26 protein-coding genes are annotated in these 23,724 nt (G+C 73.9%); 19 read left to right on the top strand and 7 right to left on the bottom strand.

The features are described from left to right. The first annotated feature begins 1 nt into the window (after window position 1). On the top strand, window positions 2–481 hold the full coding sequence (locus JOE61_RS03775) for a methylated-DNA--[protein]-cysteine S-methyltransferase (RefSeq protein ID WP_193667924.1): 480 nt from the start codon (window positions 2–4) through the stop codon (window positions 479–481). 28 nt (window positions 482–509) lie between these two features. On the opposite strand, the gene JOE61_RS03770 is transcribed toward JOE61_RS03775, so the two are convergent. Next, on the bottom strand, window positions 510–1,235 hold the full coding sequence (locus tag JOE61_RS03770) for an IclR family transcriptional regulator (RefSeq protein ID WP_193667925.1): 726 nt from the start codon (window positions 1,233–1,235) through the stop codon (window positions 510–512). A gap of 187 nt (window positions 1,236–1,422) precedes the next feature. Between JOE61_RS03770 and leuC the strand changes: the two genes are divergently transcribed. The 3 genes from leuC to JOE61_RS03755 all read left to right on the top strand — a co-directional run bounded on the left by leuC (window position 1,423) and on the right by JOE61_RS03755 (window position 4,253). Then, on the top strand, window positions 1,423–2,823 hold the full coding sequence (gene leuC, locus JOE61_RS03765) for a 3-isopropylmalate dehydratase large subunit (protein WP_193667926.1): 1,401 nt from the start codon (window positions 1,423–1,425) through the stop codon (window positions 2,821–2,823). A 13-nt stretch (window positions 2,824–2,836) separates the two neighbouring features. Further along, complete coding sequence (gene leuD / locus JOE61_RS03760; RefSeq protein WP_193667927.1) at window positions 2,837–3,442, top strand: 3-isopropylmalate dehydratase small subunit; 606 nt, start codon at window positions 2,837–2,839, stop codon at window positions 3,440–3,442. Window positions 3,443–3,575: 133 nt separating this feature from the next. Continuing rightward, on the top strand, window positions 3,576–4,253 hold the full coding sequence (locus JOE61_RS03755; RefSeq protein WP_193667928.1) for an HU family DNA-binding protein: 678 nt from the start codon (window positions 3,576–3,578) through the stop codon (window positions 4,251–4,253). 64 nt (window positions 4,254–4,317) lie between these two features. On the opposite strand, the gene cofC is transcribed toward JOE61_RS03755, so the two are convergent. Further along, window positions 4,318–4,995 (bottom strand): 2-phospho-L-lactate guanylyltransferase, encoded by a 678-nt coding sequence (cofC, locus tag JOE61_RS03750; protein WP_193667929.1) that lies wholly within the window; start codon window positions 4,993–4,995, stop codon window positions 4,318–4,320. A gap of 108 nt (window positions 4,996–5,103) precedes the next feature. On the opposite strand from cofC, the gene JOE61_RS03745 reads away from it, so the two are divergent. Both JOE61_RS03745 and JOE61_RS03740 read left to right on the top strand, forming a co-directional pair. Beyond that, window positions 5,104–5,877: a lysophospholipid acyltransferase family protein gene (locus tag JOE61_RS03745; protein WP_193667930.1), complete on the top strand. Its 774-nt coding sequence runs from the start codon at window positions 5,104–5,106 to the stop codon at window positions 5,875–5,877. Next, a complete protein-coding gene (locus JOE61_RS03740) occupies window positions 5,874–6,890 on the top strand; it encodes an NAD(P)H-dependent glycerol-3-phosphate dehydrogenase (protein WP_193667931.1) in 1,017 nt (338 codons plus the stop codon). The genes JOE61_RS03745 and JOE61_RS03740 overlap by 4 nt, the downstream gene beginning before the upstream one ends. A gap of 158 nt (window positions 6,891–7,048) precedes the next feature. Here JOE61_RS03740 and JOE61_RS03735 read toward each other — a convergent pair whose 3' ends face one another. After that, window positions 7,049–8,116: a trans-sulfuration enzyme family protein gene (locus JOE61_RS03735; RefSeq protein ID WP_193667932.1), complete on the bottom strand. Its 1,068-nt coding sequence runs from the start codon at window positions 8,114–8,116 to the stop codon at window positions 7,049–7,051. A 98-nt stretch (window positions 8,117–8,214) separates the two neighbouring features. On the opposite strand from JOE61_RS03735, the gene JOE61_RS03730 reads away from it, so the two are divergent. Together JOE61_RS03730 and JOE61_RS03725 are read left to right on the top strand one after the other, a co-directional pair. Continuing rightward, window positions 8,215–9,582 (top strand): UDP-N-acetylmuramoyl-tripeptide--D-alanyl-D-alanine ligase, encoded by a 1,368-nt coding sequence (locus tag JOE61_RS03730; protein ID WP_193667933.1) that lies wholly within the window; start codon window positions 8,215–8,217, stop codon window positions 9,580–9,582. Window positions 9,583–9,593: 11 nt separating this feature from the next. Next, complete coding sequence (locus JOE61_RS03725) at window positions 9,594–10,688, top strand: D-alanine--D-alanine ligase family protein (protein WP_193667934.1); 1,095 nt, start codon at window positions 9,594–9,596, stop codon at window positions 10,686–10,688. 136 nt (window positions 10,689–10,824) lie between these two features. Here JOE61_RS03725 and JOE61_RS03720 read toward each other — a convergent pair whose 3' ends face one another. The 3 genes from JOE61_RS03720 to JOE61_RS03710 all read right to left on the bottom strand — a co-directional run bounded on the left by JOE61_RS03720 (window position 10,825) and on the right by JOE61_RS03710 (window position 12,594). Continuing rightward, window positions 10,825–11,778 (bottom strand): D-alanine--D-alanine ligase family protein, encoded by a 954-nt coding sequence (locus JOE61_RS03720; protein ID WP_193667935.1) that lies wholly within the window; start codon window positions 11,776–11,778, stop codon window positions 10,825–10,827. 38 nt (window positions 11,779–11,816) lie between these two features. Continuing rightward, complete coding sequence (locus JOE61_RS03715; protein ID WP_193667936.1) at window positions 11,817–12,296, bottom strand: DUF3515 family protein; 480 nt, start codon at window positions 12,294–12,296, stop codon at window positions 11,817–11,819. Between the two features lie 61 nt (window positions 12,297–12,357). Then, window positions 12,358–12,594, bottom strand: coding sequence for an Lrp/AsnC family transcriptional regulator (locus JOE61_RS03710; protein ID WP_107771615.1), 237 nt, complete (start codon window positions 12,592–12,594; stop codon window positions 12,358–12,360). 211 nt (window positions 12,595–12,805) lie between these two features. Here JOE61_RS03710 and JOE61_RS03705 point away from each other — a divergent pair, with 211 nt between their 5' ends. Then, window positions 12,806–13,753: a thiamine-phosphate kinase gene (locus tag JOE61_RS03705; RefSeq protein WP_227491475.1), complete on the top strand. Its 948-nt coding sequence runs from the start codon at window positions 12,806–12,808 to the stop codon at window positions 13,751–13,753. Window positions 13,754–13,813: 60 nt separating this feature from the next. Here JOE61_RS03705 and rpmB read toward each other — a convergent pair whose 3' ends face one another. Then, window positions 13,814–13,999, bottom strand: a complete 186-nt coding sequence (rpmB, locus tag JOE61_RS03700; protein WP_165229619.1) for a 50S ribosomal protein L28 — start codon at window positions 13,997–13,999, stop codon at window positions 13,814–13,816. A 205-nt stretch (window positions 14,000–14,204) separates the two neighbouring features. On the opposite strand from rpmB, the gene JOE61_RS03695 reads away from it, so the two are divergent. The 10 genes from JOE61_RS03695 (at window position 14,205) to JOE61_RS03650 (ending at window position 23,703) form a co-directional block, all read left to right on the top strand. Further along, a complete protein-coding gene (locus JOE61_RS03695; RefSeq protein ID WP_307822790.1) occupies window positions 14,205–15,896 on the top strand; it encodes a DAK2 domain-containing protein in 1,692 nt (563 codons plus the stop codon). Between the two features lie 25 nt (window positions 15,897–15,921). Then, on the top strand, window positions 15,922–18,123 hold the full coding sequence (locus tag JOE61_RS03690) for an ATP-dependent DNA helicase RecG (RefSeq protein ID WP_193668024.1): 2,202 nt from the start codon (window positions 15,922–15,924) through the stop codon (window positions 18,121–18,123). Between the two features lie 11 nt (window positions 18,124–18,134). Continuing rightward, window positions 18,135–18,758 carry a 16S rRNA (guanine(966)-N(2))-methyltransferase RsmD gene (gene rsmD / locus JOE61_RS03685; protein ID WP_193667938.1) on the top strand — a complete coding sequence of 208 codons (624 nt, stop codon included), beginning with the start codon at window positions 18,135–18,137 and terminating at the stop codon, window positions 18,756–18,758. Continuing rightward, on the top strand, window positions 18,758–19,243 hold the full coding sequence (coaD, locus tag JOE61_RS03680) for a pantetheine-phosphate adenylyltransferase (protein ID WP_193667939.1): 486 nt from the start codon (window positions 18,758–18,760) through the stop codon (window positions 19,241–19,243). Before rsmD ends, coaD begins: the two co-directional genes overlap by 1 nt. Window positions 19,244–19,355: 112 nt before the next feature. Beyond that, complete coding sequence (locus JOE61_RS03675) at window positions 19,356–19,880, top strand: YceD family protein (RefSeq protein ID WP_307822789.1); 525 nt, start codon at window positions 19,356–19,358, stop codon at window positions 19,878–19,880. A 65-nt stretch (window positions 19,881–19,945) separates the two neighbouring features. Then, window positions 19,946–20,131 (top strand): 50S ribosomal protein L32, encoded by a 186-nt coding sequence (gene rpmF, locus JOE61_RS03670; RefSeq protein WP_193667940.1) that lies wholly within the window; start codon window positions 19,946–19,948, stop codon window positions 20,129–20,131. Then, window positions 20,052–20,921 (top strand): ribonuclease III, encoded by an 870-nt coding sequence (gene rnc / locus JOE61_RS03665; RefSeq protein ID WP_193667941.1) that lies wholly within the window; start codon window positions 20,052–20,054, stop codon window positions 20,919–20,921. Before rpmF ends, rnc begins: the two co-directional genes overlap by 80 nt. A 6-nt stretch (window positions 20,922–20,927) precedes the next feature. Beyond that, a complete protein-coding gene (gene mutM, locus JOE61_RS03660; RefSeq protein ID WP_193667942.1) occupies window positions 20,928–21,815 on the top strand; it encodes a bifunctional DNA-formamidopyrimidine glycosylase/DNA-(apurinic or apyrimidinic site) lyase in 888 nt (295 codons plus the stop codon). 90 nt (window positions 21,816–21,905) lie between these two features. Beyond that, complete coding sequence (locus tag JOE61_RS03655) at window positions 21,906–22,124, top strand: hypothetical protein (protein WP_193667943.1); 219 nt, start codon at window positions 21,906–21,908, stop codon at window positions 22,122–22,124. A gap of 52 nt (window positions 22,125–22,176) precedes the next feature. Continuing rightward, window positions 22,177–23,703, top strand: a complete 1,527-nt coding sequence (locus tag JOE61_RS03650) for an LVIVD repeat-containing protein (RefSeq protein ID WP_193667944.1) — start codon at window positions 22,177–22,179, stop codon at window positions 23,701–23,703. Window positions 23,704–23,724 lie beyond the last annotated feature (21 nt).

Below are 23,724 nucleotides of genomic sequence, written 5' to 3'. Positions count from 1 at the left end.
GATGTGGACCGAGACCGAGAGCCCGATCGGGCCGTTGCGCCTCGTCGAGAGCGACGGCGCGCTGTCGGCGGTGGAGTTCTCGCCCTACCCCGAGGCCGGCGCGCCCGACCCGGGGGAGCGTCGCGACGACCACCCGGTGCTGGCCGAGGCGGTGCGCCAGCTGGCGGCGTACTTCAACGGCGAGCTGCGCGACTTCGACCTGCCGCTGGCGCCGGTCGGCAGCGACTTCCAGCAGCGGGTCTGGGCCCAGCTGCGCACCATCGGCTACGGCGAGACGGCGTCGTACGGCGAGGTGGCGCGGGCGCTGGGCATGACCCACGCCGCTTCCCGGGCGGTCGGGCTGGCCAACGGGCGCAACCCGATCCCGGTGGTGATCCCGTGCCACCGGGTAATCGGGGCCAACGGCACGCTCACCGGGTACGCCGGCGGGCTGGAGCGCAAGCAGGTGCTGCTCGGCATCGAGCAGGACGGCCTGTTCTAGCTGCGCTTCTAGTTCCGGCGCTTCTGGCTCAGGCGCTCTCGGCGGCGGCGCGGCGCAGCGACTCCGAGAGCCGCTCGGCGGCGGCGAGCACGGCGGGGGCGTGCATCCGTCCGGGCTGGCGCGAGAGCCGCTCGAGGGGGCCGGAGACCGAGACCGCGGCGATGATCTTGCCGCTGGGGGAGCGGACGGGGGCGGAGACCGAGGCCACGCCCTGCTCGCGCTCGCCGACCGACTGGGCCCAGCCGCGGCGACGGATGCCGGAGAGGGCGGCCGCGGAGAAGGCGGCGTTCTGCAGGCCGCGGTGCATCCGCTCGGGGTCGTCCCAGGCCAGCAGCACCTGGGCGGCCGAGCCGGCCCGCATGGTCAGCTGCGAGCCGACGGGGATCGTGTCGCGCAGGCCCGAGGGGCGCTCGGCGGCGGCGACGCACACCCGGTGCTCGCCCTGGCGGCGCCACAGCTGGGCGGACTCGCCGGTGATGTCGCGCAGCCGTGCCAGCACCGGGCCGGCGGTGGCCAGCAGGCGGTCCTCGCCGGCGGCCGCGGAGAGCTCGGAGAGCCGCGGACCGAGCACGAAGCGGCCCTGCATGTCGCGGGCCACGAGGCGGTGGTGCTCGAGCGCGACCGCCAGGCGGTGCGCCGTGGGCCGCGCCAGCCCGGTCGCGGTCACGAGTCCCGCCAGGGTCGCCGGGCCGGCCTCGAGCGCGGTCAGCACGATCGCGGCCTTGTCGAGCACTCCCACTCCACTGCTGTCCATATGCCAATACTCTCGTCTCAAATCATGGGATGCAAGTCCTGTGACCGGGGTCTCGTCCACGCTCGGCAAAGACTGCGCTCAGGGTGGATGTCTCGCATTTCGGGACTCGCGTCTCACGAACTGGGATCGGGGACGTAGGCTCGTTTCCTGTTCAGCATCGTCCACGAACCGTACGAAGGAGCGCGTCATGGGCAGGACCCTGTCGGAGAAGGTCTGGGACGAGCACGTCGTCCGCTCGACCGCGGGAGAGCCCGACCTGCTCTACATCGACCTCCACCTCCTGCACGAGGTGACCTCGCCGCAGGCCTTCGACGGCCTGCGCCTGGCCGGGCGCCAGGTGCGCCGGCCGGACCTGACCCTGGCCACCGAGGACCACAACGTCCCGACCCTCGACTGGGACAAGCCGATCGCCGACCCGGTCTCGCGCACCCAGGTCGAGACCCTGCGCCGCAACGCCGCGGAGTTCGGGGTGCGGCTGCACCCCCTCGGCGACCTCGACCAGGGCATCGTGCACGTCGTCGGCCCGCAGCTGGGCCTGACCCAGCCCGGCATGACCATCGTCTGCGGCGACAGCCACACCAGCACCCACGGCGCCTTCGGCGCGATCGCCTTCGGCATCGGCACCTCCGAGGTCGAGCACGTGCTGGCCACCCAGACGCTGATGCAGGCCCGGCCCAGGACGATGGCGGTGACCATCAACGGCAGCCTGCCCGAGGGCGTGACCGCCAAGGACATGGTGCTGAACCTGATCGCCCACACCGGCACCGGCGGCGGCCAGGGCTACATCGTGGAGTACCGCGGCCAGGCCATCGAGGAGCTCTCGATGGAGTCGCGGATGACGGTGTGCAACATGAGCATCGAGTGGGGCGCCAAGGCCGGGCTGATCGCGCCCGACCAGACCACCTTCGACTACATCGAGGGCCGTCCCGAGGCGCCGACCGGCGCCGACTGGGACGCCGCCGTCGAGCACTGGACGAGCCTGCGCACCGACGACGACGCGACGTACGACGCCGAGATCGTGCTGGACGCCTCGACGATGACCCCCTTCGTCACCTGGGGCACCAACCCCGGTCAGGGCGTCCCGCTGGGCGCCTCGGTGCCGCACCCCGACGACTTCGAGGAGGCCTCCGACCGGGTCGCGGCGCAGAAGGCGCTGGCCTACATGGACCTGGTGGCCGGCACCCCGATGCGCGAGGTGGACGTCGACACCGTCTTCATCGGCTCCTGCACCAACGGCCGCATCGAGGACCTGCGCCTGGCGGCCGAGATCATCGAGGGCCGCACCGTCGCGCCCGACACCCGGCTGCTCGTGGTGCCCGGCTCGGTGCGGGTGCGCCTGCAGGCCGAGGAGGAGGGCCTCGACGTCGTCTTCAAGGAGGCCGGCGCCGAGTGGCGCGGCGCGGGCTGCTCGATGTGCCTGGGCATGAACCCCGACACCCTCGCCCCGGGGGAGCGCAGCGCGTCGACCTCCAACCGCAACTTCGAGGGTCGTCAGGGCAAGGGCGGGCGCACCCACCTGGTCTCGATCCCCGTCGCCGCCGCGACCGCCGTGCGCGGCACCCTGTCCTCGCCCGCCGACCTCGCCTGAGACGGAGAAGCACATGGAGAAGGTCACCACCCACACCGGCATCGGCGTCCCGCTGCGGCGCAGCAACGTCGACACCGACCAGATCATCCCGGCCGTCTATCTCAAGCGGGTCACGCGCACCGGCTTCGAGGACGGTCTCTTCGCGGCCTGGCGCAACGACCCCGAGTTCGTGCTCAACCACCCGGTCTACTCGCAGGGATCGGTGCTCGTCGCCGGACCCGACTTCGGCACCGGCTCCTCGCGCGAGCACGCCGTGTGGGCGCTGCAGAACTACGGCTTCAAGGTCGTGATCTCCTCGCGCTTCGCCGACATCTTCCGCGGCAACTCCGGCAAGGCCGGGCTGCTCGCGGCCCAGGTGGACGAGAAGGTCGTCCAGCGCCTGTGGGACCTGCTCGAGGCCGACCCGGGCGCGGCGATCACCGTCGACCTCGAGTCGCGCACCGTGCGTGCCGGCGAGGGCGAGGACGCGATCGAGGACTCCTTCGACATCGACGACTACACCCGCTGGCGCCTGCTCGAGGGCCTCGACGACATCGGCATCACGCTGGGCCACCACGACGACATCAGCTCCTTCGAGGCCGACCGGCCGAGCTGGAAGCCCCTGACGATCCGCGCCTGAGCAGCCTTCGGCGGCGGCGTACGTCGACACGTTCCTCGGCGTGGCCGTTGTGACCCGGGCCACGAGTCCCTAGCGTGCAGGGAACATCGGGCAGCGCGCCGTGCTGCCGAGGTCTGGTCGAAGGGGTAGCGGAGTGAACAAGTCTCAGCTCATCGACGCGCTGGCAGCGCGCTACGAGGGGAACAGGAAGGCGGCGGCCCACGCGCTCGAGTCGGTCCTCGACACGATCACGCGCGAGGTCTCGCGAGGCGAGAAGGTGGCCATCACCGGGTTCGGGTCGTTCGAGAAGCGGGTGCGTGAGGCCCGGTGGGTGCGCAACCCACGCACCGGTGAGCGGATCCAGGCCAAGAAGACCGCCGTCCCCAAGTTCACCCCCGGGGCCGACCTCAAGAACGTGGTCTCCGGGGCCAAGAAGCTGCCTGCGATGACCGTCGCCGCGGCCACCGCTCCGGCGGCCATGGCCGTCGACACGGTCAAGAAGGCCACGGGCAGGAAGACGCCCGCCAAGAAGGCCGCGGGCACCAGGGCCAGCGCGCCGAAGACCGAGTCGGCGGCCGCGCCGGCGAAGAAGGCTCCCGCCAAGAAGGCACCCGCGAAGAAGGCCGCTGCCAAGAAGGCGCCGGCCAAGAAGGCACCCGCCAAGAAGGCACCGGCGACCAAGACCGCCGCCACGAAGGCGCCGGCGAAGAAGACCACTACGACGAAGGCGCCGGCCAAGAAGGCACCCGCGAAGAAGACCGCTGCCAAGAAGTCGACGTCCTCGGCCGGCACGGAGACCTCGAGCAGCGGCAGCTCCTCGTCGTCCTCCTGATCCGGTCCTCGCTGCGGCGGGTCGCCTCCTGCGGGGGGCGGCCCGCCGTCCGCGTCCGCAGACGTCAGAAGATGCCCAGCGCCGCGACCACCGCGGCGGAGCGCGGCGCCAGGCCCAGCGCGGTGGCCGCCTGCAGGTCGACCAGGTCGTCGACGTCGCGGCGCAGCGTGGCCGGGGCGTGGGCCACCTCGGTGCAGCCGGCGTCGAGGTGCGCCCGGCGCGAGGCACCGCCGTACCGGGGGGCGAAGCCGTCGTACGCCGCGGCGTAGGCGGTCGTGCCGACCCCGGCGGCGTCGGGCACGAACGCCGGCGCCGACCTGCTCGCCACGCCCAGGGCCTCGAGCCCGGCCGCCAGGTCGTGGGGGCGCAGGGCCGGCAGGTCGGCGCACAGCGCCACCGGCCGCAACGTCGGCCACCGGCGCTCGGCCTCGGCCGCGGCCTGGCAGAGCGTGGCGTTGAGGTCGCCGGAGTCGCCGTCGGGGATGCAGGCGGCGCCGAGCGCCCGCAGGGAGCCCGCGAAGCCCGCGTCGTCGGTGACGACCAGGACTCGCCCCACGTCGGGGGTGGCCAGGCAGGCGGTCACGGTGTCGAGCGCGAAGGCCGCCGCGAGCTCGCGGCGGCTGTCGTCGTCGAGGCCCACCAGCCGCGACTTGCCGCGCGCCGGTGGCTTCACCGGGACCAGCGCCACCCAGCCGTCGCGCGCCGGGGGCGGACGGTGACCGGGGCGGGACGTCGTGCTCATCGCGGCTCATCCTCGCAGGCGTCGCTGCACGCTCGGCGGGCCGGCTGCGAGTAGCCTGCAGGTCCACGTCGGAGGGACCCTGCTCCGGCACCGTTGGCGAGGAGACGCGTGACCGTTCGCAAGCTGCAGCAACCCCGCGGCTGGGCATTCAGCTTCGCCGTGCCGATCGTCAAGCCGCTGCTGCTCGCGACCACCCGTCGTGACTGGCGCGGCGGCGAGAGGATCCCTGCGACCGGTGGCTTCGTGCTGGTGCTCAACCACGTCTCCCACGTCGACCCGCTGCTCGCGGCGCACCTGCTCTACGACCACGGCCGGCTACCGCGCTACCTGGCCAAGTCGGGGCTCTTCCGCAACCGGCTGCTCGCCTTCTTCCTGCGCGCCGCCGGCCAGATCCCGGTGCACCGCGCCACCACCTCGGCGGTCGGGGCCTACGACGCCGCCGTCGAGGCCGTGCGCCGCGGCGAGTGCGTGGTGGTCTACCCCGAGGGCACCATCACGCGCGACCCCGACCTGTGGCCGATGCGCGGCAAGACCGGCGCCGCGCGCATCGCGCTCGCGACCGGCTGCCCCGTCGTCCCGGTGGGCCAGTGGGGCGCCCAGGAGCTGCTGGCGCCGTACACGAAGGTGCCCCACCTGGTGCCGCGCAAGAAGGTCACGATGCTCGTGGGCGACCCGGTCGACCTGGCCGACCTGAGCGGCCAGCACGACGAGCAGGGCACCCGCGCGGTCGCGGTGCAGCGAGCCACCGACCGGATCATGGCCGCCATCACGACCCTGGTCGAGCAGGTGCGCGGCCAGCAGGCGCCGGCCGAGCGTTTCGACATGCGCCGCGGCGGCACGCCGGCCGACGGGCACCCCCAGGACCGGAAGGACACCGCATGAGCTCCTCGACGCACGGCAAGGTCGCCGTCTTCAGTGCCGGGTCGTGGGGCACGGCCTTCTCGGTCGTGCTCGCCGACGCCGGCAACGACGTCACCCTGTGGGCCAGGCGCCCCGAGATCGCGGAGAGCATCAACGAGCGCCGCGAGAACGCCGACTACCTGCCCGGCATCGAGCTGCCGCCGAGCGTCGACGCGACCACCGACGTCGAGAAGGCCCTGCACGGCGCCGACATGGTGGTGCTGGCGACGCCGTCGCAGTCGCTGCGCGAGAACCTCACCGCCTGGGCGCCGCACGTCGAGGACGACGCCGTCTTCGTCTCGCTGATGAAGGGTGTCGAGCTCGGCAGCCTCAACCGGATGAGCGAGGTGATCCACCAGGTCACCGGTGCCGGCCCCGAGCGGATCGCCGTCGTGAGCGGCCCCAACCTCGCCAAGGAGATCGCCCGGCGCGAGCCGGCCGCCTCGGTGGTGGCCTGCGAGGACGAGGCGGTGGCCAAGCGGCTGCAGGAGCGCTGCCACTCGCCGGCCTTCCGTCCCTACACCTCGGTCGACGTGCTGGGCTGCGAGCTCGGTGGCGCCTACAAGAACGTCGTCGGCCTCGCGGTCGGCATGGCCGTGGGGCTGGGCTTCGGCGACAACACCACGGCCTCGATCATCACCCGCGGCCTCGCGGAGACCGCGCGGCTGGCGATGAAGCTCGGCGCCAACCCGCTGACGCTGATGGGCCTGGCCGGGCTCGGCGACCTGGTCGCCACCTGCTCCTCGCCGCTGTCGCGCAACCGCTCGTTCGGCGAGAAGCTGGGCCAGGGGATGACCACCGAGGAGATCTACGCCAGCACCAGCCAGGTCGCGGAGGGTGCGAAGTCGTGCTCGTCGCTGCGGGCCCTGGCCGAGCAGGTCGGCTGCGACGCCCCGGTGGCGCGCTACGTCGACGAGGTCGTCGCGGGGCACATGACCGCGCAGGAGATGATGGACGCCGTCCTCGCCCGCGACACCAAGGCCGAGACTGACTGATCCGGAGCCGCGCCCGAGCTCGCGAGGGCGCGACGCGGAGGAGGTCGAGCAAGCCCGCGCCTGAGCCTGCGAAGGCGCGTCAGGCGTGCCGAGACCCGGTGACCCCACGGCGTACGGGAAGTGGCGCCGGCTCGCGCGACCGCCGTACGCCGAGGCGCTCAGACGGTGAGGTCGTCCAGCGCCCGGGAGAGGTCGGCCCAGAGGTCGTCGACGTCCTCGACGCCGACGGAGAGCCGCACTAGCGCCTCGGAGACGGTGGTCGGCTCGAGCTTCCAGCGGCGCCGGCGCTCGAGGGTCGACTCGACCCCGCCGAGGCTGGTGGTGTGCACCCACAACTTCGTCTTGCGGGTCAGCAGGTCGGCGGCCATCGCGCCACCGGCCAGCTCGATCGAGACGATCGCGCCGAAGCCGGGGTGGCGCACCCGGGCGACGGCGGGGTGCTCGGCCAGGCGCCGGGCCAGCTCGACGGCGTTGGCGGTGGCCCGCTCGACGCGCAGGTGCAGGGTGCGCATGCCGCGCAGCGCCAGCCACGACTCGAGGGTGCCCGGCACGGCGCCGAAGAGGTCGCGGCGGCCCTTGAGCACCCCGGCCAGCTCCTCGTCGTTGGTCACCAGCGCCCCGAGCAGCAGGTCGCTGTGGCCGCCGAGGTACTTGGTCGCGGAGTGCACGACGATGTCGGCGCCCTCGGCCAGGGGGGTCTGCACCAGGGGAGTGGCGAAGGTGTTGTCGACGACGACGTAGGCGCCCGCGGCGTGGGCGGCCTCGACGATGCGGGCCAGGTCGGCGATGTCGAGGTTGGGGTTGGTGGGGGTCTCGACCCACACCAGCGCGGCGTCCTCGCAGGCGGCCACGACGGCGTCGGTGTCGGCGATGTCGACCAGCCGGCTGCGGACCCGCCCGCGCATCTCGAGGTCGGCGAGCTGGGCAAGGCTGCCGCTGTAGGCGCTGTCGGGCGCCACGACCAGCGCGTCGTGCCCGACCAGGTCGAGCACGGTGGCCACGGCGGCCAGGCCGGAGGAGAAGGCCAGCGCCGTGCCGCCCTCGAGCCGCCCCAGCGCGTCCTCGAACGCCTCCCAGGTGGGGTTGCCGTAGCGGCCGTACTCGCGGTCGCCGAGGGCGACGAAGGTCGAGGCCATCGTCAGCGGCTCGTTGAGGGGCCGGTCGGCCTCGTGCGGGGGGCGTCCGGCGTGGACGGCGACGGTGGCGGGCTGGGGAGTCTCGCTCATGGCCACAGACTAGGGTGACGCCCCATGACGCTGGCCAACCGGACGTGCCCCGAGACGTGCCCCGAGTCGTGCTCCTGGACGCCCCCCGAGGGGCTCGCGTGATCGCGCTGCGGCTGGCCGAGATCGCCGCCGTGGTGGACGGCGAGGTGGTCGGCGACGCGGACGTCGTGGTCGACGGGCCGGTCGTCATCGACGGGCGTGAGGCCACTGCGGGCAGCCTCTTCGCCGCGTTCGTCGGCGAGCACGTCGACGGCCACGAGCACGCCGAGCAGGCGGGGCAGCGGGGCGCGGTCGCCGTGCTGGGCAGCCGGCCCACCGGGCTCCCGACCGTGGTGGTCGACGACCCGAGGCTGGCCCTGCAGCGCCTCGCGGCCCACGTCGTCGAGCAGGTGCGCGCCGCCGGCGGGCTGACGGTCGTGGGCATCACCGGGTCGCAGGGCAAGACCTCGACCAAGGACCTCCTCGGTGCGGTGCTCGCGCAGGCGGCGCCGACGGTCGCCACCCGTGGCTCCTTCAACAACGAGCTGGGGATGCCGCTGACCGCGCTGCGCGTCGAGACCGGCACCCGCTACCTGGTGCTCGAGCTCGGCGCCCGCGGCCGGGGCCACATCGCCGAGCTGGCGGCCCTGGTGCGCCCCGACGTCTCGCTGGTCCTCAACGTGGGGCAGGCGCACCTGGGCGAGTTCGGCTCCCGCGAGGCCATCGCCGAGGCCAAGGGCGAGCTCGTCGAGGCGCTCGACGCCGACGGCACCGCGGTGCTCAACGCCGACGACGAGCGGGTCGCCGCGATGGCCGCGCGCACCCGCGGCCGGGTGGTCACGTTCGGGGCGCAGCAGGCCGCCGACGTACGCGTGGAGGAGCTGGCGCTCGACCGGCTCGGCCGCCCGTCCTTCGCCCTGGTCACCGCGCGGTCGCGGGTGCCGGTCACGCTGCAGCTGGTGGGCGCCCACCAGGCGCTCAACGCGGCCGCCGCGGCCGCTGCCGCCGTCGCCGCGGGGCTGGGCGTCGAGGAGGTCGGCGCGGCGCTGGGCCAGGTCGCGTCGCTGTCGCAGTGGCGCATGGAGCTCAGCGAGCTGCCCAGCGGCGTCACGGTGCTCAACGACTCCTACAACGCCAACCCCGAGTCGATGCGCGCCGCGCTCGACGCGCTGGCCTCGATCGGCGCCGACCCCGCGGTGCGCCGCACCGTCGCCGTGCTCGGCGAGATGCGCGAGCTCGGGGCGACCAGCCACGACGAGCACCGGGGCGTCGGCTCGCACGCCGCCGAGCGGGGCGTCGACGTGGTGGTGGTCGTGGGCGAGGCGGCGCGCGGCATCCACGACGGTGCGGGGGAGCGCGGCCTGCTGCTCGCCGACAACGCGGCCGCGACGGCCTGGCTGGCCGAGCACCTCACCGAGGGTGACGCGGTTCTCTTCAAGGCCTCGCGCGGGGCGCGCCTGGACGAGGTGGCCGCGAGCCTTCAGTAGGGTCGCGGACCATGACCGAGACCCCCTCGCCCGAGACCCCCGCCCGCAGGACCCGGGTGGCGCTCGTCTTCGGCGGTCGCTCCGGCGAGCACGCGATCTCGGCGGCGACCGCCGCCGGCGTGATGCGCGCGATCGACAGCGACAAGTACGACGTCCTGCCGATCGGCATCACCCGCGACGGCGACTGGGTGCTGGCCTCCGGCGACCCGACGCAGTGGGAGCTGGCCTCCGGCCGGCTGCCGGAGGTGACGACCGGGTCGGGCCCCGCGCTGGCCAGCCTCACCGAGGCGGGCCCGGTCGACGTGGTCTTCCCGCTGCTGCACGGGCCCTACGGCGAGGACGGCACCATCCAGGGGCTGCTCGAGCTGGCGGGGGTGCGCTACGTCGGCGCCGGTGTGCTGGCCTCGGCCGTGGGCATGGACAAGCACTACATGAAGCTGGTCTTCGCCGGCCACGGGCTGCCGGTGGCGCCGTACGTCGTGGTGCGTCCCGCCGAGTGGGAGCAGGACCCCGGTGCGGTGGTGGAGCGGGTGCAGCAGGCGCTGGAGTTCCCCGTCTTCGTCAAGCCGGCCCGTGCCGGCTCGTCGCTGGGCGTCACCCGCGTCGACGACCTGACCGGGCTCGCCGACGCCGTCGAGGAGGCCCGCGCCCACGACCCCAAGGTGCTGGTCGAGCAGGGCGTCGAGGGCCGTGAGATCGAGTGCGCGGTGCTCGGTGGCCGGGCCGGCGGGCCCGCCCGCGCCTCTGTGCCTGGCGAGATCGTGGTCGACCACGGGGCCGCGAGCTTCTACGACTTCGAGGCCAAGTACCTCTCCGACTCCCACGCGCGCACCGAGGCCCCCGCCGACCTGCCCGACGAGGTCGCCGCCCGGGTGCGCGAGGTGGCGGTGCAGGCCTTCGACTCGATCAGCGCCGAGGGGCTCTCGCGCGTCGACGTCTTCGTCACCCCCGACGGCGAGGTGCTCCTCAACGAGATCAACACGATGCCCGGCTTCACCCCCATCTCGATGTACTCGAAGATGTGGGAGGCCACGGGGATGTCCTACACCGAGCTGGTCGACGAGCTGATCCAGCTGGCGCTCGAGCGCACCACCGGCCTGCGCTGACCCGGCCCGAACTTCGCGCCGACCCGGCCTGAACTTCGCGCCGACCCGGCCCGAACCTCCGGCGGTGCCCGATGCCGAAGATTCGAGCCGGCTCGGCGGGCGATCTGCGCCGGGTCAGCGTGAGATCTGCGCCGGGTCAGGGCAGGGCGCGGCGGACCAGGTCGAGGACGACCTGGCCGAGGCTGGTGCCCGAGAGGGTGCAGGCGAACGGCATCACCGAGGTCTCGGTGGTGCCCGGGGTGATGGCGGTCTCCAGCAGCACGTGGGAGCCGTCGGCCGAGACGATGAAGTCGGAGCGCGAGAGGTGGCGCAGCCCCAGGACCCGGTGCGCCTCGCGGGCGGTGCGGCCGAGGTCCTCGATCAGCTCCTCGGGCAGGTCGGGACGCGAGAACGAGACGAACTCGGCGGTGTAGCGGGCGTCGAAGTCGAACTCGTGGCCCTTCTCGTACTCCACCGCCACCGGGGTCAGCGCCTCGACGCCCGCGTCGGTCTCGACGCACACCACGCTGACGTCGGTGCCGTCGTAGAAGCGCTCGACCAGCGCGTCGTCGCCGTAGGCGTAGGCGGTCACCAGCGCGGAGGGCAGCGCGCCCAGGCCGTCGACGCCGGTGACGCCCAGGGCGCTGCCGCAGCGGGTGGGCTTGACCACCACGCGCTCGCCGAGGCGGTGCATCACGTGCTCCATCAGCGCGCTGGCGCCGATGTCGCGGAAGGTCTGTGCGGAGAGGCCGACGCTCTCGGGCACCTCGATGCCGGCGCGGCGCAGCAGCTCGCGGGCGGTGCCCTTGTCGTGGGCGACCCGGCAGGCCCGGCTGCTGGTGCCGACGTAGGGCAGGTCGATCAGCTCGAGGAGGGTCTGGATCTCGCCGTCCTCGCCGAAGTGGCCGTGCAGGGCCGGGACGGCCGCCACCACCTTGTGCTGCTCGAGGGTGTGCAGCAGGTTGCGGTCGAAGTCGTAGGCCTCGGCCTCCACCCCGACGGCGCGCAGCTCGCGCACCAGGTTGCGGCCACTGGCCAGGGACACGTCGCGCTCGTGGCTCAGGCCGCCGGCGATGACGGCGACAGGACCGGGCAGCTGCTCCTCGCTCATGGGACGAGCGTCCCACATCCGGCCAGGGGCCCGGACACTCACTGGCAGCGCTGGACCAGCTCGAGGTGCGCCTTCACCGGTGCGGCGAGCTCGGAGAGCGCGGCGAAGGACACCCCGCCCCGGTAGTCCTCGGGCACCACGACCTCGATCCGGGGGCGGTAGCCGATGGTGGTGCCGGTGACGGGGCCGTCCTCGCTCTCGAGCTGGGCGGGCGGGAAGAACCAGCCCACCCCGACGATCTCGTCGCACGACGGGGTGATCAGCTGCCGGAAGCCCGGCGGCTCCTCGACCCCGCAGGTCAGCACCAGGCCGTCGCCCCAGGCGCGGGCGGGCGCGTCGGCGGGGGAGACCGCACGCGGCTCCAGGCCGGCCAGCTCGTCGGGCAGTGCGGCGAGGAAGCTCTCGCAGGTCGCCGCTGCCTCGGCGTCGAGCGCGGGGGTGGCGACCTCCACCGGGCCCCCGCAGCCGCCCAGCAGCAGGGCGAGTACGCCGGCAGCGACGACGCCCCGCCTCCTCACGGGGGCGGGGCGTCGGGACGCGCTGCGACCGGGCGCGACCGGGACGGTCACGTCGGTCGACTCAGATGTGGACGACGGGGCAGGTCAGGGTGCGGGTGATGCCGTCGAGGTTCTGGACCTTCGAGACGACCAGCTTGCCGAGCTCGTCGACGTTGCGGGCCTCGGCGCGCACGATCACGTCGTAGGGGCCGGTGACGTCCTCGGCGAGGGTCACGCCCTTGACCTGAGCGATCTCGGCCGCGACCTCCGCGGCCTTGCCGACGTCGGTCTGGATCAGGATGTAGGCCTGGACGACCATCGTGTTGCTCCTCAAGGGTTGTCGGCACGGCTCCGTTGCCGCGGACACGTCACCCGGATGTGTCGGCGACAACCTACCTGCTGGCGTCCGCAGGGTCACTGCGGGCCTGGGACCTTCCCCGCCCGAGCGGGCCGGGTGCGTCGTCACCGGTGGCGGGGGCGCCGTCTGGTGGGATGGGCACATGCCTGCCACGCCCCCCACCGACCCGCCCCTGGACCCCACGGCGACCCTCGCCGACATCGGCGAGTTCGGGCTGATCTCAGCCCTGACCAGCCGCTTCGAGCAGGGCGAGCAGGTGCTCATCGGCCCGGGCGACGACGCCGCGGTCCTACGGGTGCGCACCGGCCACGTCGTGGTCTCCACCGACCTGATGGTCGAGGGCCGGCACTTCCGCCGCGACTGGGCGGGAGCCGCCGACGTGGGCCACCGCGCCGCTGCGCAGAACATCTCCGACATCAACGCCATGGGCGGGCGGGCCGGCTCGCTGACCATCGGCCTGGCCGCGCCCGCCGACCTGGAGGCGCAGTGGGCCCTGGACTTCGCCCAGGGCTTCGCCGACGAGTGCGCGCTGGTCGGCGCCAGCATCGTGGGCGGCGACCTCACCCGGGCCGACCAGGTCGTCGTCGCGGTGACCGTGATGGGTGCCTGCACCGTCGCCCCGGTGGTCCGCTCGGGCGCCGAGCCCGGCGACGTGCTCGCGCTGGCCGGTCGCCAGGGATGGGCGGCCGGCGGTCTGGCGGTCCTGGGGCGCGGGTTCCGTTCCCCGCGGGTGCTGGTGGAGGCCTACCGCCGCCCCCAGCCGCCGTACGACGCCGGGCCGGCCGCCGCCGAGGCGGGCGCCACCGCGATGATCGACGTCTCCGACGGGCTGCTGGCCGAGGCGACGCACCTGGCGGTCTCGTCGGGGGTGGCCATCGACGTGCGCACCGACGCGCTCGACGTGCCCGAGCCGCTGCACGCGGTGGCCGCGGCGCTGGGCGGGGTCGACCCGGTCTCGTTCGTGCTCTCGGGCGGCGACGACCACGCGCTGCTGGCGACCTTCCCCGCGGGCACCACCCTGCCCGAGGGCTGGTCGGTCATCGGCGAGGTGCGCGAGGGGGAGGGCGTCACCGTCGACGGCGCCCCCTGGAGGGGCGAGACCGGCTGGACCCACTTCTGACGCACGAACGGCCGCCACCCCGGTGGGGTGACGGCCGTCCGACGGCGGATCAGGGGGAGGTCAGCGCGAGACCTTGCCCGCCTTCAGGCAGCCGGTGCAGACGTTGAGGCGCTTGGGGGTGCCGTTGATGGTGGCACGCACGCGCTGGATGTTGGGGTCGAAGCGGCGCTTCGTGATCTTGCGCGACCACGGCCGGTTGTTGCCGAAGCCAGGCTTCTTGGCGCAGATGTCGCAGACGGCAGCCACCGTGAACTCCTGAAGGATCGAGGTTGGGACGAAATGATGTGCACAACTGTCCGTGCACAGCCGAACGAGTCGAGGGCCCGGGTGCTCCGGGCAACCGCATCAGAGTATCCGAGGGGCCCGGCGCTCGGCCAATCGCGGCCGATCGTGGTCGAACGTAGCCGTTCGGGGACCCGCACCCGCCGCCAGCACACTAACGTGTCGCCCCGTGGAGCCAGTGGGACCGACCGGACGCGGGGTGAGCCTCGAGGTCGTGCTGCTCTTCGTCGACATCGCCGTGGACGCCCTGGGCGCCGCCCGCGAGGAGATCGACGCCCTCAACGTCTACCCCGTGCCCGACGGCGACACCGGCACCAACATGTACCTGACGGTCTCCGCGGCGCGCGACGCCGTGCGCGAGGCCACCGGGGGAGACCCGGGAGCCGACCTCGGCGAGGCGCTGGCGGCCTTCAGCCGCGGTGCGCTGCTCGGCGCGCGCGGCAACTCCGGGGTGATCCTGAGCGAGATGATGCGCGCCATCGCCCGCCGCCTGGCGCGCTCGGCCCCGGAGGAGCGCAACGCCGAGGTGCTCGCCGAGGCGCTGCGCCTGGCCGCCGACGCGGCGTACGCCGCCGTGGGCACGCCGGTGGAGGGCACCATCCTCACGGTGGCCCGGGCCGCGGCCGAGGCCGCCGAGGCGACGCGCGAGGACCCCGCGGCGCGCACGCGCGACGTCTTCACCGGGGCCGCCGAGGCGGCGCGGGCCGCCCTGGCGCGCACCCCCGGTCAGCTGCAGGCGCTCGCCGACGCCGGTGTCGTCGACGCCGGTGGGCGGGGGCTGAGCGTGGTCCTCGACGCCGCCGAGACCGCGCTGACCGGGCGCCGGCCCGAGGCGGTGCTGCCGCGCATCGGCCGGCACGCGATCCCCGTCACCACCCCGACGACCGGTGCCGGCCAGCCGCCGGGCGCCGACCTGACGCCCGGCGGGCCGTCGTACGAGGTGATGTACCTGCTCGACACCGACGCCGAGCGGGTCCCCGCGCTGCGCGAGCGGCTCGCGGGGCTGGGCGACTCCCTGGTGGTGGTCGGCGACGAGCGCCTGTGGAACGTGCACGTGCACGTCGACGACGTCGGCGCGGCCATCGAGGCCGGCATCGAGGCCGGTCGGCCGCACCGCATCCGCGTCACCCACTTCCACGACCAGCTCACCCAGCAGGCCGCCCAGCAGGAGCGGGAGGCGGCCCGCCCGCGAGAGGGCCGCTGCGTGGTCGTCGTCTCCGCCGGGCCCGGTCTCTCCGCGCTCTTCGGGGAGGCGGGCGCCGTGGTCGTCGAGGGCGGACCGGGCCGGCGCCCCTCCACCGGCGACCTGCTGGGGGCCATCACCGGCTGCGGCGCGCAGGAGGTGGTGGTGCTGCCCAACGACGGCGACTCGGTGCGCGCCGCCCAGGTCGCGGCCTCGACGGCCACCCAGGACACCGGGGTCCGGGTCGCGGTGATCCCGACCCAGGCGCAGGTGCAGGGCCTGGCCGCGCTCGCGGTGCACGAGCCCGGGCGCGGCTTCGACGCCGACGTGCTCGAGATGACCGCGACCGCCCGCCACGCCCGCCACGGCGCGGTCACGGTGGCGGCACGCCAGGCGATGACGATGGCCGGGCCGTGCGAGCCGGGCGACGCCCTCGGCGTGGTCGCGGGCGACTTCGCGGTCGTCGGCTCGGCGCTGGCCGAGGTGGCCACCGAGGTGCTCGAGCGGCTCGTGGTCGGCGGCGGCGAGCTCGTCACGATCGTCTCGGGCGCCGACGACCCCGACGGAGCCCTCGCCGAGCACTGCACCGCGTGGCTCGCCGAGCACCACCCCTATGTCGACGCCGTGGTGTACGACGGGGGGCAGGAGCGCTACCCGCTCCTGCTGGCGGTGGAGTGAACGAGGAGGTGCGGCGGTGATCTCGATGGACTCGCCGGTCGAGACCGTGCTGGGCGACACCGGCACCAAGGCCCCCAAGATCGTCAAGGGCCTGGGGCTGCGCACCGTGGGAGAGCTGGTGCACCACCTGCCCCGCCGCTACGTGCGCACCGGCGAGCTGACGACGGTCGACTCCCTCGAGGAGGGCGAGCTGCTCACCGTGGTGGGCCAGATCGGCCAGACCCGCCGGCGCGAGTACACCGACCGCCGCACCGGACGCACGGCCTACCGCGTCGACACGGTGCTGCGCACCGACGGCCCGAGCCTGCGGATGTCGTTCTTCGCCAAGAAGCCGCACATGGCCGACTGGCACGAGCGGCGGCTGCCCGAGGGACGGCGCGGCATCTTCCAGGGCAAGGTCGGGCGCTTCAACAACGACTGGCAGCTGACCAACCCGCAGATGGTGCTGATGGGCACCGAGGGCGAGGACGCCGCCCAGCTCTCGCTCGAGACCCTCGGCGACCTCTACCCGATCTACCCCCTCACCAAGGGCGTCGACACCTGGGACCTGCAGCGGGCGGTCACCTTCGCGCTGGCGGTGCTCGACGAGGTGCCCGAGCTGCTGCCCGAGCACGTGCGCGTGCAGGCCGGGCTCGTCGACGCGGGCACCGCCCTGGAGTGGGTGCACCACCCGAAGGGCCACGGTCAGGTCACCCGGGCGCTGCAGCGGCTGCGCTTCGACGAGGCGATCGTCACCCAGCTCGTGCTCGCGCGTCGTCGCCGGGCCCTGGCCGCCCTCGGCGCCCGCCCGCGGGCCGGTCGCAGCGGCGGGCTGCTCGACGCCTTCGACGCGCGCCTGCCCTTCGAGCTGACCAGCGGGCAGGTCGAGGTGGGCGGCGAGATCGACGCCGACCTGGCGCGCGAGCGGCCGATGAACCGGCTGCTGCAGGGCGAGGTGGGCTCGGGCAAGACGCTGGTGGCGCTGCGCGCGATGCTGCGGGTCGTCGACTCCGGGGCGCAGGCCGCGCTGCTCGCGCCGACCGAGGTGCTGGCCCAGCAGCACCACCGCTCGATCACCGCCATGCTCGGCGACCTCGCCGCCGGCGGCCTGCTGGGCGGGGCCGACGAGGCGACCGCGGTGGAGCTGCTGACCGGGTCGATGACCAAGACCCAGCGCACCGGCCCGATGTCGCGGCTGGCCTCCGGGGAGGCCGGCATCGTGATCGGCACCCACGCTCTGCTCGAGGACCGTGTGGGCTTCGCCGACCTCGGCCTCGTCGTCGTCGACGAGCAGCACCGCTTCGGGGTCGAGCAGCGTGCCGCCCTCACCGACAAGGCCGGCACCCCGCCGCACGTGCTGGTGATGACCGCCACCCCCATCCCGCGCACGGTGGCGATGACGGTCTTCGGCGACCTGGAGATCTCCACGCTCACCGAGCTGCCCGCCGGGCGGGCGCCGGTGCAGACGACGGTCGTGCCCGTCGCCGAGGCCCCGCACTGGGTCGACCGGGTCTGGCAGCGGGTGCGGGAGGAGGTCGCGGCAGGCCACCAGGTCTACGTCGTGTGCCCGCGCATCGCCGGTGACGAGCCCGAGGCCGGCCAGGGCGACGTGCCCGTGGAGGAGCGCACGGACCGTCCGCTCAGCGCCGTCGAGGAGGTCGTCGAGGAGCTGCGCCAGGGGCCGCTGGGCGGGCTTCGGCTGGCCGTGCTGCACGGGCGGCTGACCCCCGACGTCAAGGACGCCACGATGCGATCCTTCGCCGGCGGCGAGGTCGACGTGCTGGTCTCCACCACGGTGATCGAGGTCGGCGTCGACGTCGCCAACGCCACCGCCATGGTGCTCCTCGACGCCGACCGCTTCGGGGTCTCCCAGCTGCACCAGCTGCGCGGCCGGGTGGGGCGGGGCGGGCACCCGGGGCTGTGCCTGCTCGTCACGCACACCGAGGCCGGCAGCCCGGCGCGCGGCCGGCTCGAGGCGGTCGCGGCGACCTCCGACGGCTTCGAGCTCAGCAGGGTCGACCTAGAGCAGCGCCGCGAGGGCGACGTGCTCGGCGCCCACCAGTCCGGCTACCAGTCCTCGCTGCGCACCCTGCGGGTGCTGCGCGACGAGGAGACGATCCTCGCCGCCCGGAGGGCGGCCGGCGACCTGCTCGAGAGCGACCCCGACCTCGGCGGCGCACCCGCCCTGGCCGCGGCGGTCGAGCGCCTCGAGCGGTCGGTGGCCGCCGACTTCGTCGACCGCTCGTAGGATCGCGCCCCATGACGCGCATCATCGGCGGCAGCGCCGGCGGACGCCGCCTGAGCACCCCGCCCGGCACCGCTACCCGGCCCACCGCCGACCGGGTCCGGGAGGCACTGTTCTCCTCCATCGAGGCCGCGACCGGCTCGCTCGACGGGCTGCGCTTCCTCGACCTGTACGCCGGCTCGGGCGCGGTCGGCCTCGAGGCGCTCTCGCGCGGGGCCGGGGTGGCGACGCTGGTCGAGTCCGACCGGCGCACCGCCGGGCTGATCGCGACCAACGCGCGCACCCTCGGCTTCCCCCGCGCCGAGGTGCTCGCGGCGCCGGTGGCGGCGACGCTGGGCCGGGCGCCCGTCGCGCCGTACGACGTGGTCTTCATGGACCCGCCCTACCCGCTGTCGGAGGAGGACCTGGCCGCCGACCTCGCCGCACTGGTCTCGCAGGGCTGGCTGGTGCCCGACGCGCTGGTCGTCGTGGAGCGGTCGCGACGCAGCCCCGAGCCGGCGTTCCCGGCCGGCTTCGTCGAGGTCCGCTCGCGCAAGTACGGTGAGACGACCCTGTGGTCGGCCCACGCGCCCGTGGACGAGCCCGGGGAGACAGCAGCCGAGCCGGTCGCACCGGCACCAGGAGCGGGGGAGCAGTAGTGCGTCGAGCCGTCTGCCCGGGGTCCTTCGACCCCGTCACCAACGGGCACATCGACATCGTGCGGCGAGCGGCCTCGCTCTTCGACGAGGTCGTCGTCGCGGTCGGGGTGAACAAGTCCAAGAACCGGATGTTCTCGCCCGAGGAGCGGATGGCCATGCTCACCGAGGCCTGCGCCGACTTCGACAACGTGCGCGTCGACGGCTTCAAGGGCCTGCTCACCGACTACTGCGCCGAGCACGGCATCCACGCCATCGTCAAGGGCCTGCGCGCGGTGAGCGACTTCGACTACGAGCTGCAGATGGCGCAGATGAACTCCTCGCTGACCGAGGTGGAGACCGTCTTCGTGCCCACCAGCCCCGAGTACTCCTTCCTGGCCTCGAGCCTGGTCAAGGAGGTCGCGACCTTCGGTGGCGACGTCTCGACGCTGGTGCCCGACTTCGTGCACGCGCGGCTCACCGCACGCATCGCGGAGCAGCGCGGATGAGGGCGGCGCGTTTTGCCCCGGCGTTCCCCCGAGGGCTACGCTTCCCGCTGATCTGTTCGTGCCCGGACCCGGAAGTGATCCCCTGACCAGCCTGGACCCGAGAGCGCCGCTCGTGCTCGACACCCGCGAGCTCGGCCGTCGCCCGGGGTCCCAGCGTGAGGTGACGCTGTCGGTGCCGGCGCCGGCGGATCTGGGCATCGACGTCCTCCTTGTCCCCGAGGGCTCGCCGGTCGACATCGACCTGCGGCTCGAGGCGGTCATGGAGGGAGTCCTGGTCACGGGCACGGCGCGAGCCGGGCTCGTCGGTGAGTGCGCACGGTGCCTGGAGGAGATCCACGACGACGTCGAGGTCCCCTTCCAGGAGCTGTACGTCTACGCCGAGCACCAGACCTCCCACGACGAGGACGACGAGGTCAGCCGGCTCGAGGACGACCTTCTCGACCTCGAGCCCCAGCTGAGGGACGCGGTGGTGCTCACGCTGCCGTTCCAGCCCCTGTGCACCGAGGACTGCCCCGGTCTGTGCCCCGAGTGCGGGGCGCGACTGGCCGGGGACCCCGACCACGGTCACGACGAACCGATCGACCCGCGCTGGGCCGGCCTGGCCGCCCTGGCGCAGGACGAGCCGGACGAGAAGTAGCAGACCCACCAGCAAGACCACCCCAGGCCGTGGAGCGATCCCGGCCTCGCAACGAGGAGAAAACAGTGGCTGTCCCGAAGCGGAAGATGTCGCGCAGCAACACCCGTCACCGTCGCTCGGCCTGGAAGGCCACGGCCCCGACCCTGGTGACCTGCGCGAACCCCGCGTGCGGTGCCAAGCACCTCCCGCACCGCGCGTGCGGCGCGTGCGGCCAGTACGGCGCCAAGGCCGACCGTCGTCAGGTCCTCTGAGACCGCTGACGCCCTGAACGACTACGCCGAGCTGCGAGCAGCGCTCGGGGATCCGCAGCTGGACCCCGAGCTGCTGGACCGCGCGCTCACGCACCGGTCCTTCGCCTACGAGAACGGCGGCCTGCCGACCAACGAGCGCCTGGAGTTCCTGGGCGACTCGGTGCTCGGCGTCGTCGTGACCGAGACGCTGTACCTGACCCACCCGGACCTCTCCGAGGGCCGGTTGGCCAAGCTGCGGGCCGCCGTGGTCAACGCCCGCGCGCTGGCCGGGGTCGGTCGCGGCATCGGCCTGGGCGAGCACGTCAAGCTCGGTCGTGGCGAGGAGAGCACGGGTGGGCGCAACAAGGCCTCCATCCTCTCCGACACCGTCGAGGCGGTCATCGGGGCCGTGCACCTCTCCGGCGGAGGCATCGAGAACTCCGCCGCGGTGGTGCACCGCCTCTTCGACCCGCTGATCGAGGCCGCCTCGGCGCTCGGTGCCGGCCTCGACTGGAAGACCTCGCTGCAGGAGCTCTCGGCCGAGCACGGCCTGGGCGTCCCCGAGTACGTCATCGAGGACAGCGGCCCGGACCACCAGAAGACCTTCACCGCCCAGGTCCGCGTGGGCGACGACCTCTACGGCAACGGCACCGGCCGGTCGAAGAAGGAGGCCGAGCAGGCCGCCGCCGAGACGGCGTACGGCGAGATCGCCGACCGCCTCGGTGTCACCGACCCCGCCGAGACCGCGGCCGAGGCCGCCGCCGGCAACGCCGCCGCGGGCAAGTCCGGCACCGGCACCGGCGGCTCGTAGGCACCGGTGCCCGAGCTCCCCGAGGTCGAGGTGGTGCGCGCCGGGCTCGAGCGCCACGTCGTGGGCGCGCGGGTCACCGGCGTCGACGTGCTGCACCCGCGTCCGGTGCGCCGCGACGAGCGCGGGCCCGAGGGGTTCGCCGCGGCCCTGACCGGGCGCACCATCACCGGCGCCCGGCGCCGCGGCAAGTACCTGTGGCTGCCGCTCGACGACGGCGACGCCCTGCTGGCCCACCTGGGGATGAGCGGCCAGATGCTCGTGCAGCCGGCGGGCGCGGTGGCGCAGAAGCACCTGCGGGTGCGCATCCGCCTCGACGGCGCCGCCGACTCCCGGCACCTGCACTTCGTCGACCAGCGGATGTTCGGAGGCCTGTCGATCTCCACCGGGGGAGCCGAGCTGCCGCCCGAGATCGCGCACATCGCGCGCGACCCCCTCGACCCGCTCTTCGACGACGACGAGCTCGCCACGCGGGTGCGCCGGCGCGCGTCCGGGATCAAGCGGCAGCTGCTCGACCAGAACCTGGTCTCGGGCGTCGGCAACATCTACGCCGACGAGGCCCTGTGGCGCGCCGGCATCCACGGCGAGCGACCGGGGGAGCGGCTGAGCCGGGCCCAGGTGCTCGCACTGCTCGGGCACACCCGCGACGTCATGCGCGACGCGCTCGCCCAGGGCGGCACGTCCTTCGACGCCCTCTACGTCAACGTCAACGGCGAGTCCGGGTACTTCGACCGCTCGCTGCACGCCTACGGGCGCGCCGACGAGCCCTGCGACCGCTGCGGGACCCCCATCCGCCGGATCGCCTTCATGAACCGCTCCTCCTACTTCTGCCCGCGCTGCCAGCCGGCGCCGCGGCGCCGGCGGGTGCCCGCCCCCGTGGTCGCCCCGCCCGATTGACCCCGGGGGCGCCTGGTGGGACTCTTGAAGACGGTCCGGACGCATGTCCGGACCCGCCCCCTACTTCCCACCCGCACTGGAGTGACCCCCATGGCCAAGGCGCTGATCGGCTACCGCAGCAGCGACCTGCTCGACCCCCGCCTCAGCGCCGACAACGCCCGCCTGCGGGCGCGTGTCGGCGAGCTCGAGGCCCTCGTCCTGCGCCTGTGCGCGGAGAACGACCGGCTCAGCGCCCAGGTGGCCGAGCACCTTGCCGAGCAGGGACTGCGCGAGGAGATGCAGGACCTGCAGGAGATGCAGCCCGCCTGAGCGCGACCCGCGCGGCGCCGTGACCGCGGGGCCCCCTGGTCGTTGGGTCGACATGACCCGTCGTCCCCGGCTCCTCCCCGGCGTGCTCTGCGCCGCCGCCCTCGCGCTGACCTCCCTCGGCATCACCGCCCCGGCCCTGGCCGGGGGCCCCGGCGACCCTGGCGAGGTCCGGCGCCAGATGCTCGAGCGGGCCGCCGCCCAGCCCGGCACGACCGCCTCGCTGGTCTCGAGCCGGAACATCGCCCAGGTCGACAGCGACCCCGGCCAGGTCGGCATCTCCGGCTGCTTCACCGCCACCGCGCCGCTCTTCGTGACCAGCGGCCTGGACTCCCTGCGGGTCTTCGACGTCTCCGACCCCGCCCGACCCGAGCTCACCGGCGTGCTGCCCAGCGTGATGTTCGAGAACGAGGCGATGACCTGCGGAGAACGCCGCACCGGCGACGGCACCCGCCGCTTCGCGCTGGTCGGCGTCGACCTCGTGCAGGCCTCGCCCGGCGACATCGAGCACGTCAACGTCGGTGGCGGCGAGCTCGTGGTCGTCGACGTGACCGACCCGGCCACGCCCACCGTGCTCTCGCGGGCCCCGGGCACGACCTCGACGCACACCGTGGCCTGCGTCGACGACACCAGGTGCCGCTACGCCTACTCCGCCGGCGGACGCTCCACGTTCTCGATCTTCGACCTGCGCGACCTCGAGAACCCGGTCGAGGTCGACTCCGACCGCTCCACGCCCGGCGTGCAGCCCTTCGCGACGCCCACGGGCGGGCACAAGTGGAACTTCGACGCAGCCGGCATCGGCACCCACACCGGCTGGAACGGCGCCTCGATGTGGGACGTCTCGAAGCCGCGCCGCCCGCGGGTGCTGACCACCACCGGCAAGGCCGGCCAGGGCGTCGACCCCGACCACGAGGGCTGGAACGACTTCATCCTGCACAACGCCTTCCGCCCGCACGCCGAGCGGTTCAAGCCCGGCCGCAAGCCCTCGCTGCGCCGAGGCAACGTGCTGCTGGTGACCGAGGAGGACTACGAGCAGACCGACTGCTCGCTGGCCGGCTCGTTCCAGACCTGGTGGGTCAAGCGGCTCAACGGCAAGCCGGGGCGGATCGTGCCGCTCGACAAGGTCGAGCTCTCCGACCTCGGCACGTTCCCGCTGCCCCGGGGCGCGTTCTGCTCCTCGCACTGGTTCGACTACCGCCCCGGCGGCCTGGTCGCGGCCGGCTTCTACGGCGGCGGCACCCAGGTGCTCGACGTCAGCGACCCGCGTCGCATCCGCACCCACGCCCATGCCGTGTGGGGCCTCTCGGAGGTCTGGGACGCCATGTGGGCGCCGGTCTACGACGCCCGCGGCCGCCGTACCGACGAGCGCACCAACCTGGTCTACAGCATCGACCTGGTGCGCGGTCTCGACGTGTACGCCGTCGACGTGCCGGGCGACGGCCGGGGCGCCGAGCCGCCCACCGCGGCCACCGCCGGGGTCTCGGTCTCCGACCGGGCCGCCGCGAACGCCCTGCCGCTGGGTCTCGTCGGGGCCGCGACGGCCGGCGCGCTGCTCCTGCGGCGCCGGCGCGCCCAGGGGTAGCCTGAGGCCCACCTCGGCGGA

This window comes from Nocardioides salarius (genome assembly GCF_016907435.1).
GTDB lineage: Bacteria > Actinomycetota > Actinomycetes > Propionibacteriales > Nocardioidaceae > Nocardioides > Nocardioides salarius.
This window is presented reverse-complemented; position numbering and strand designations above follow the sequence as displayed.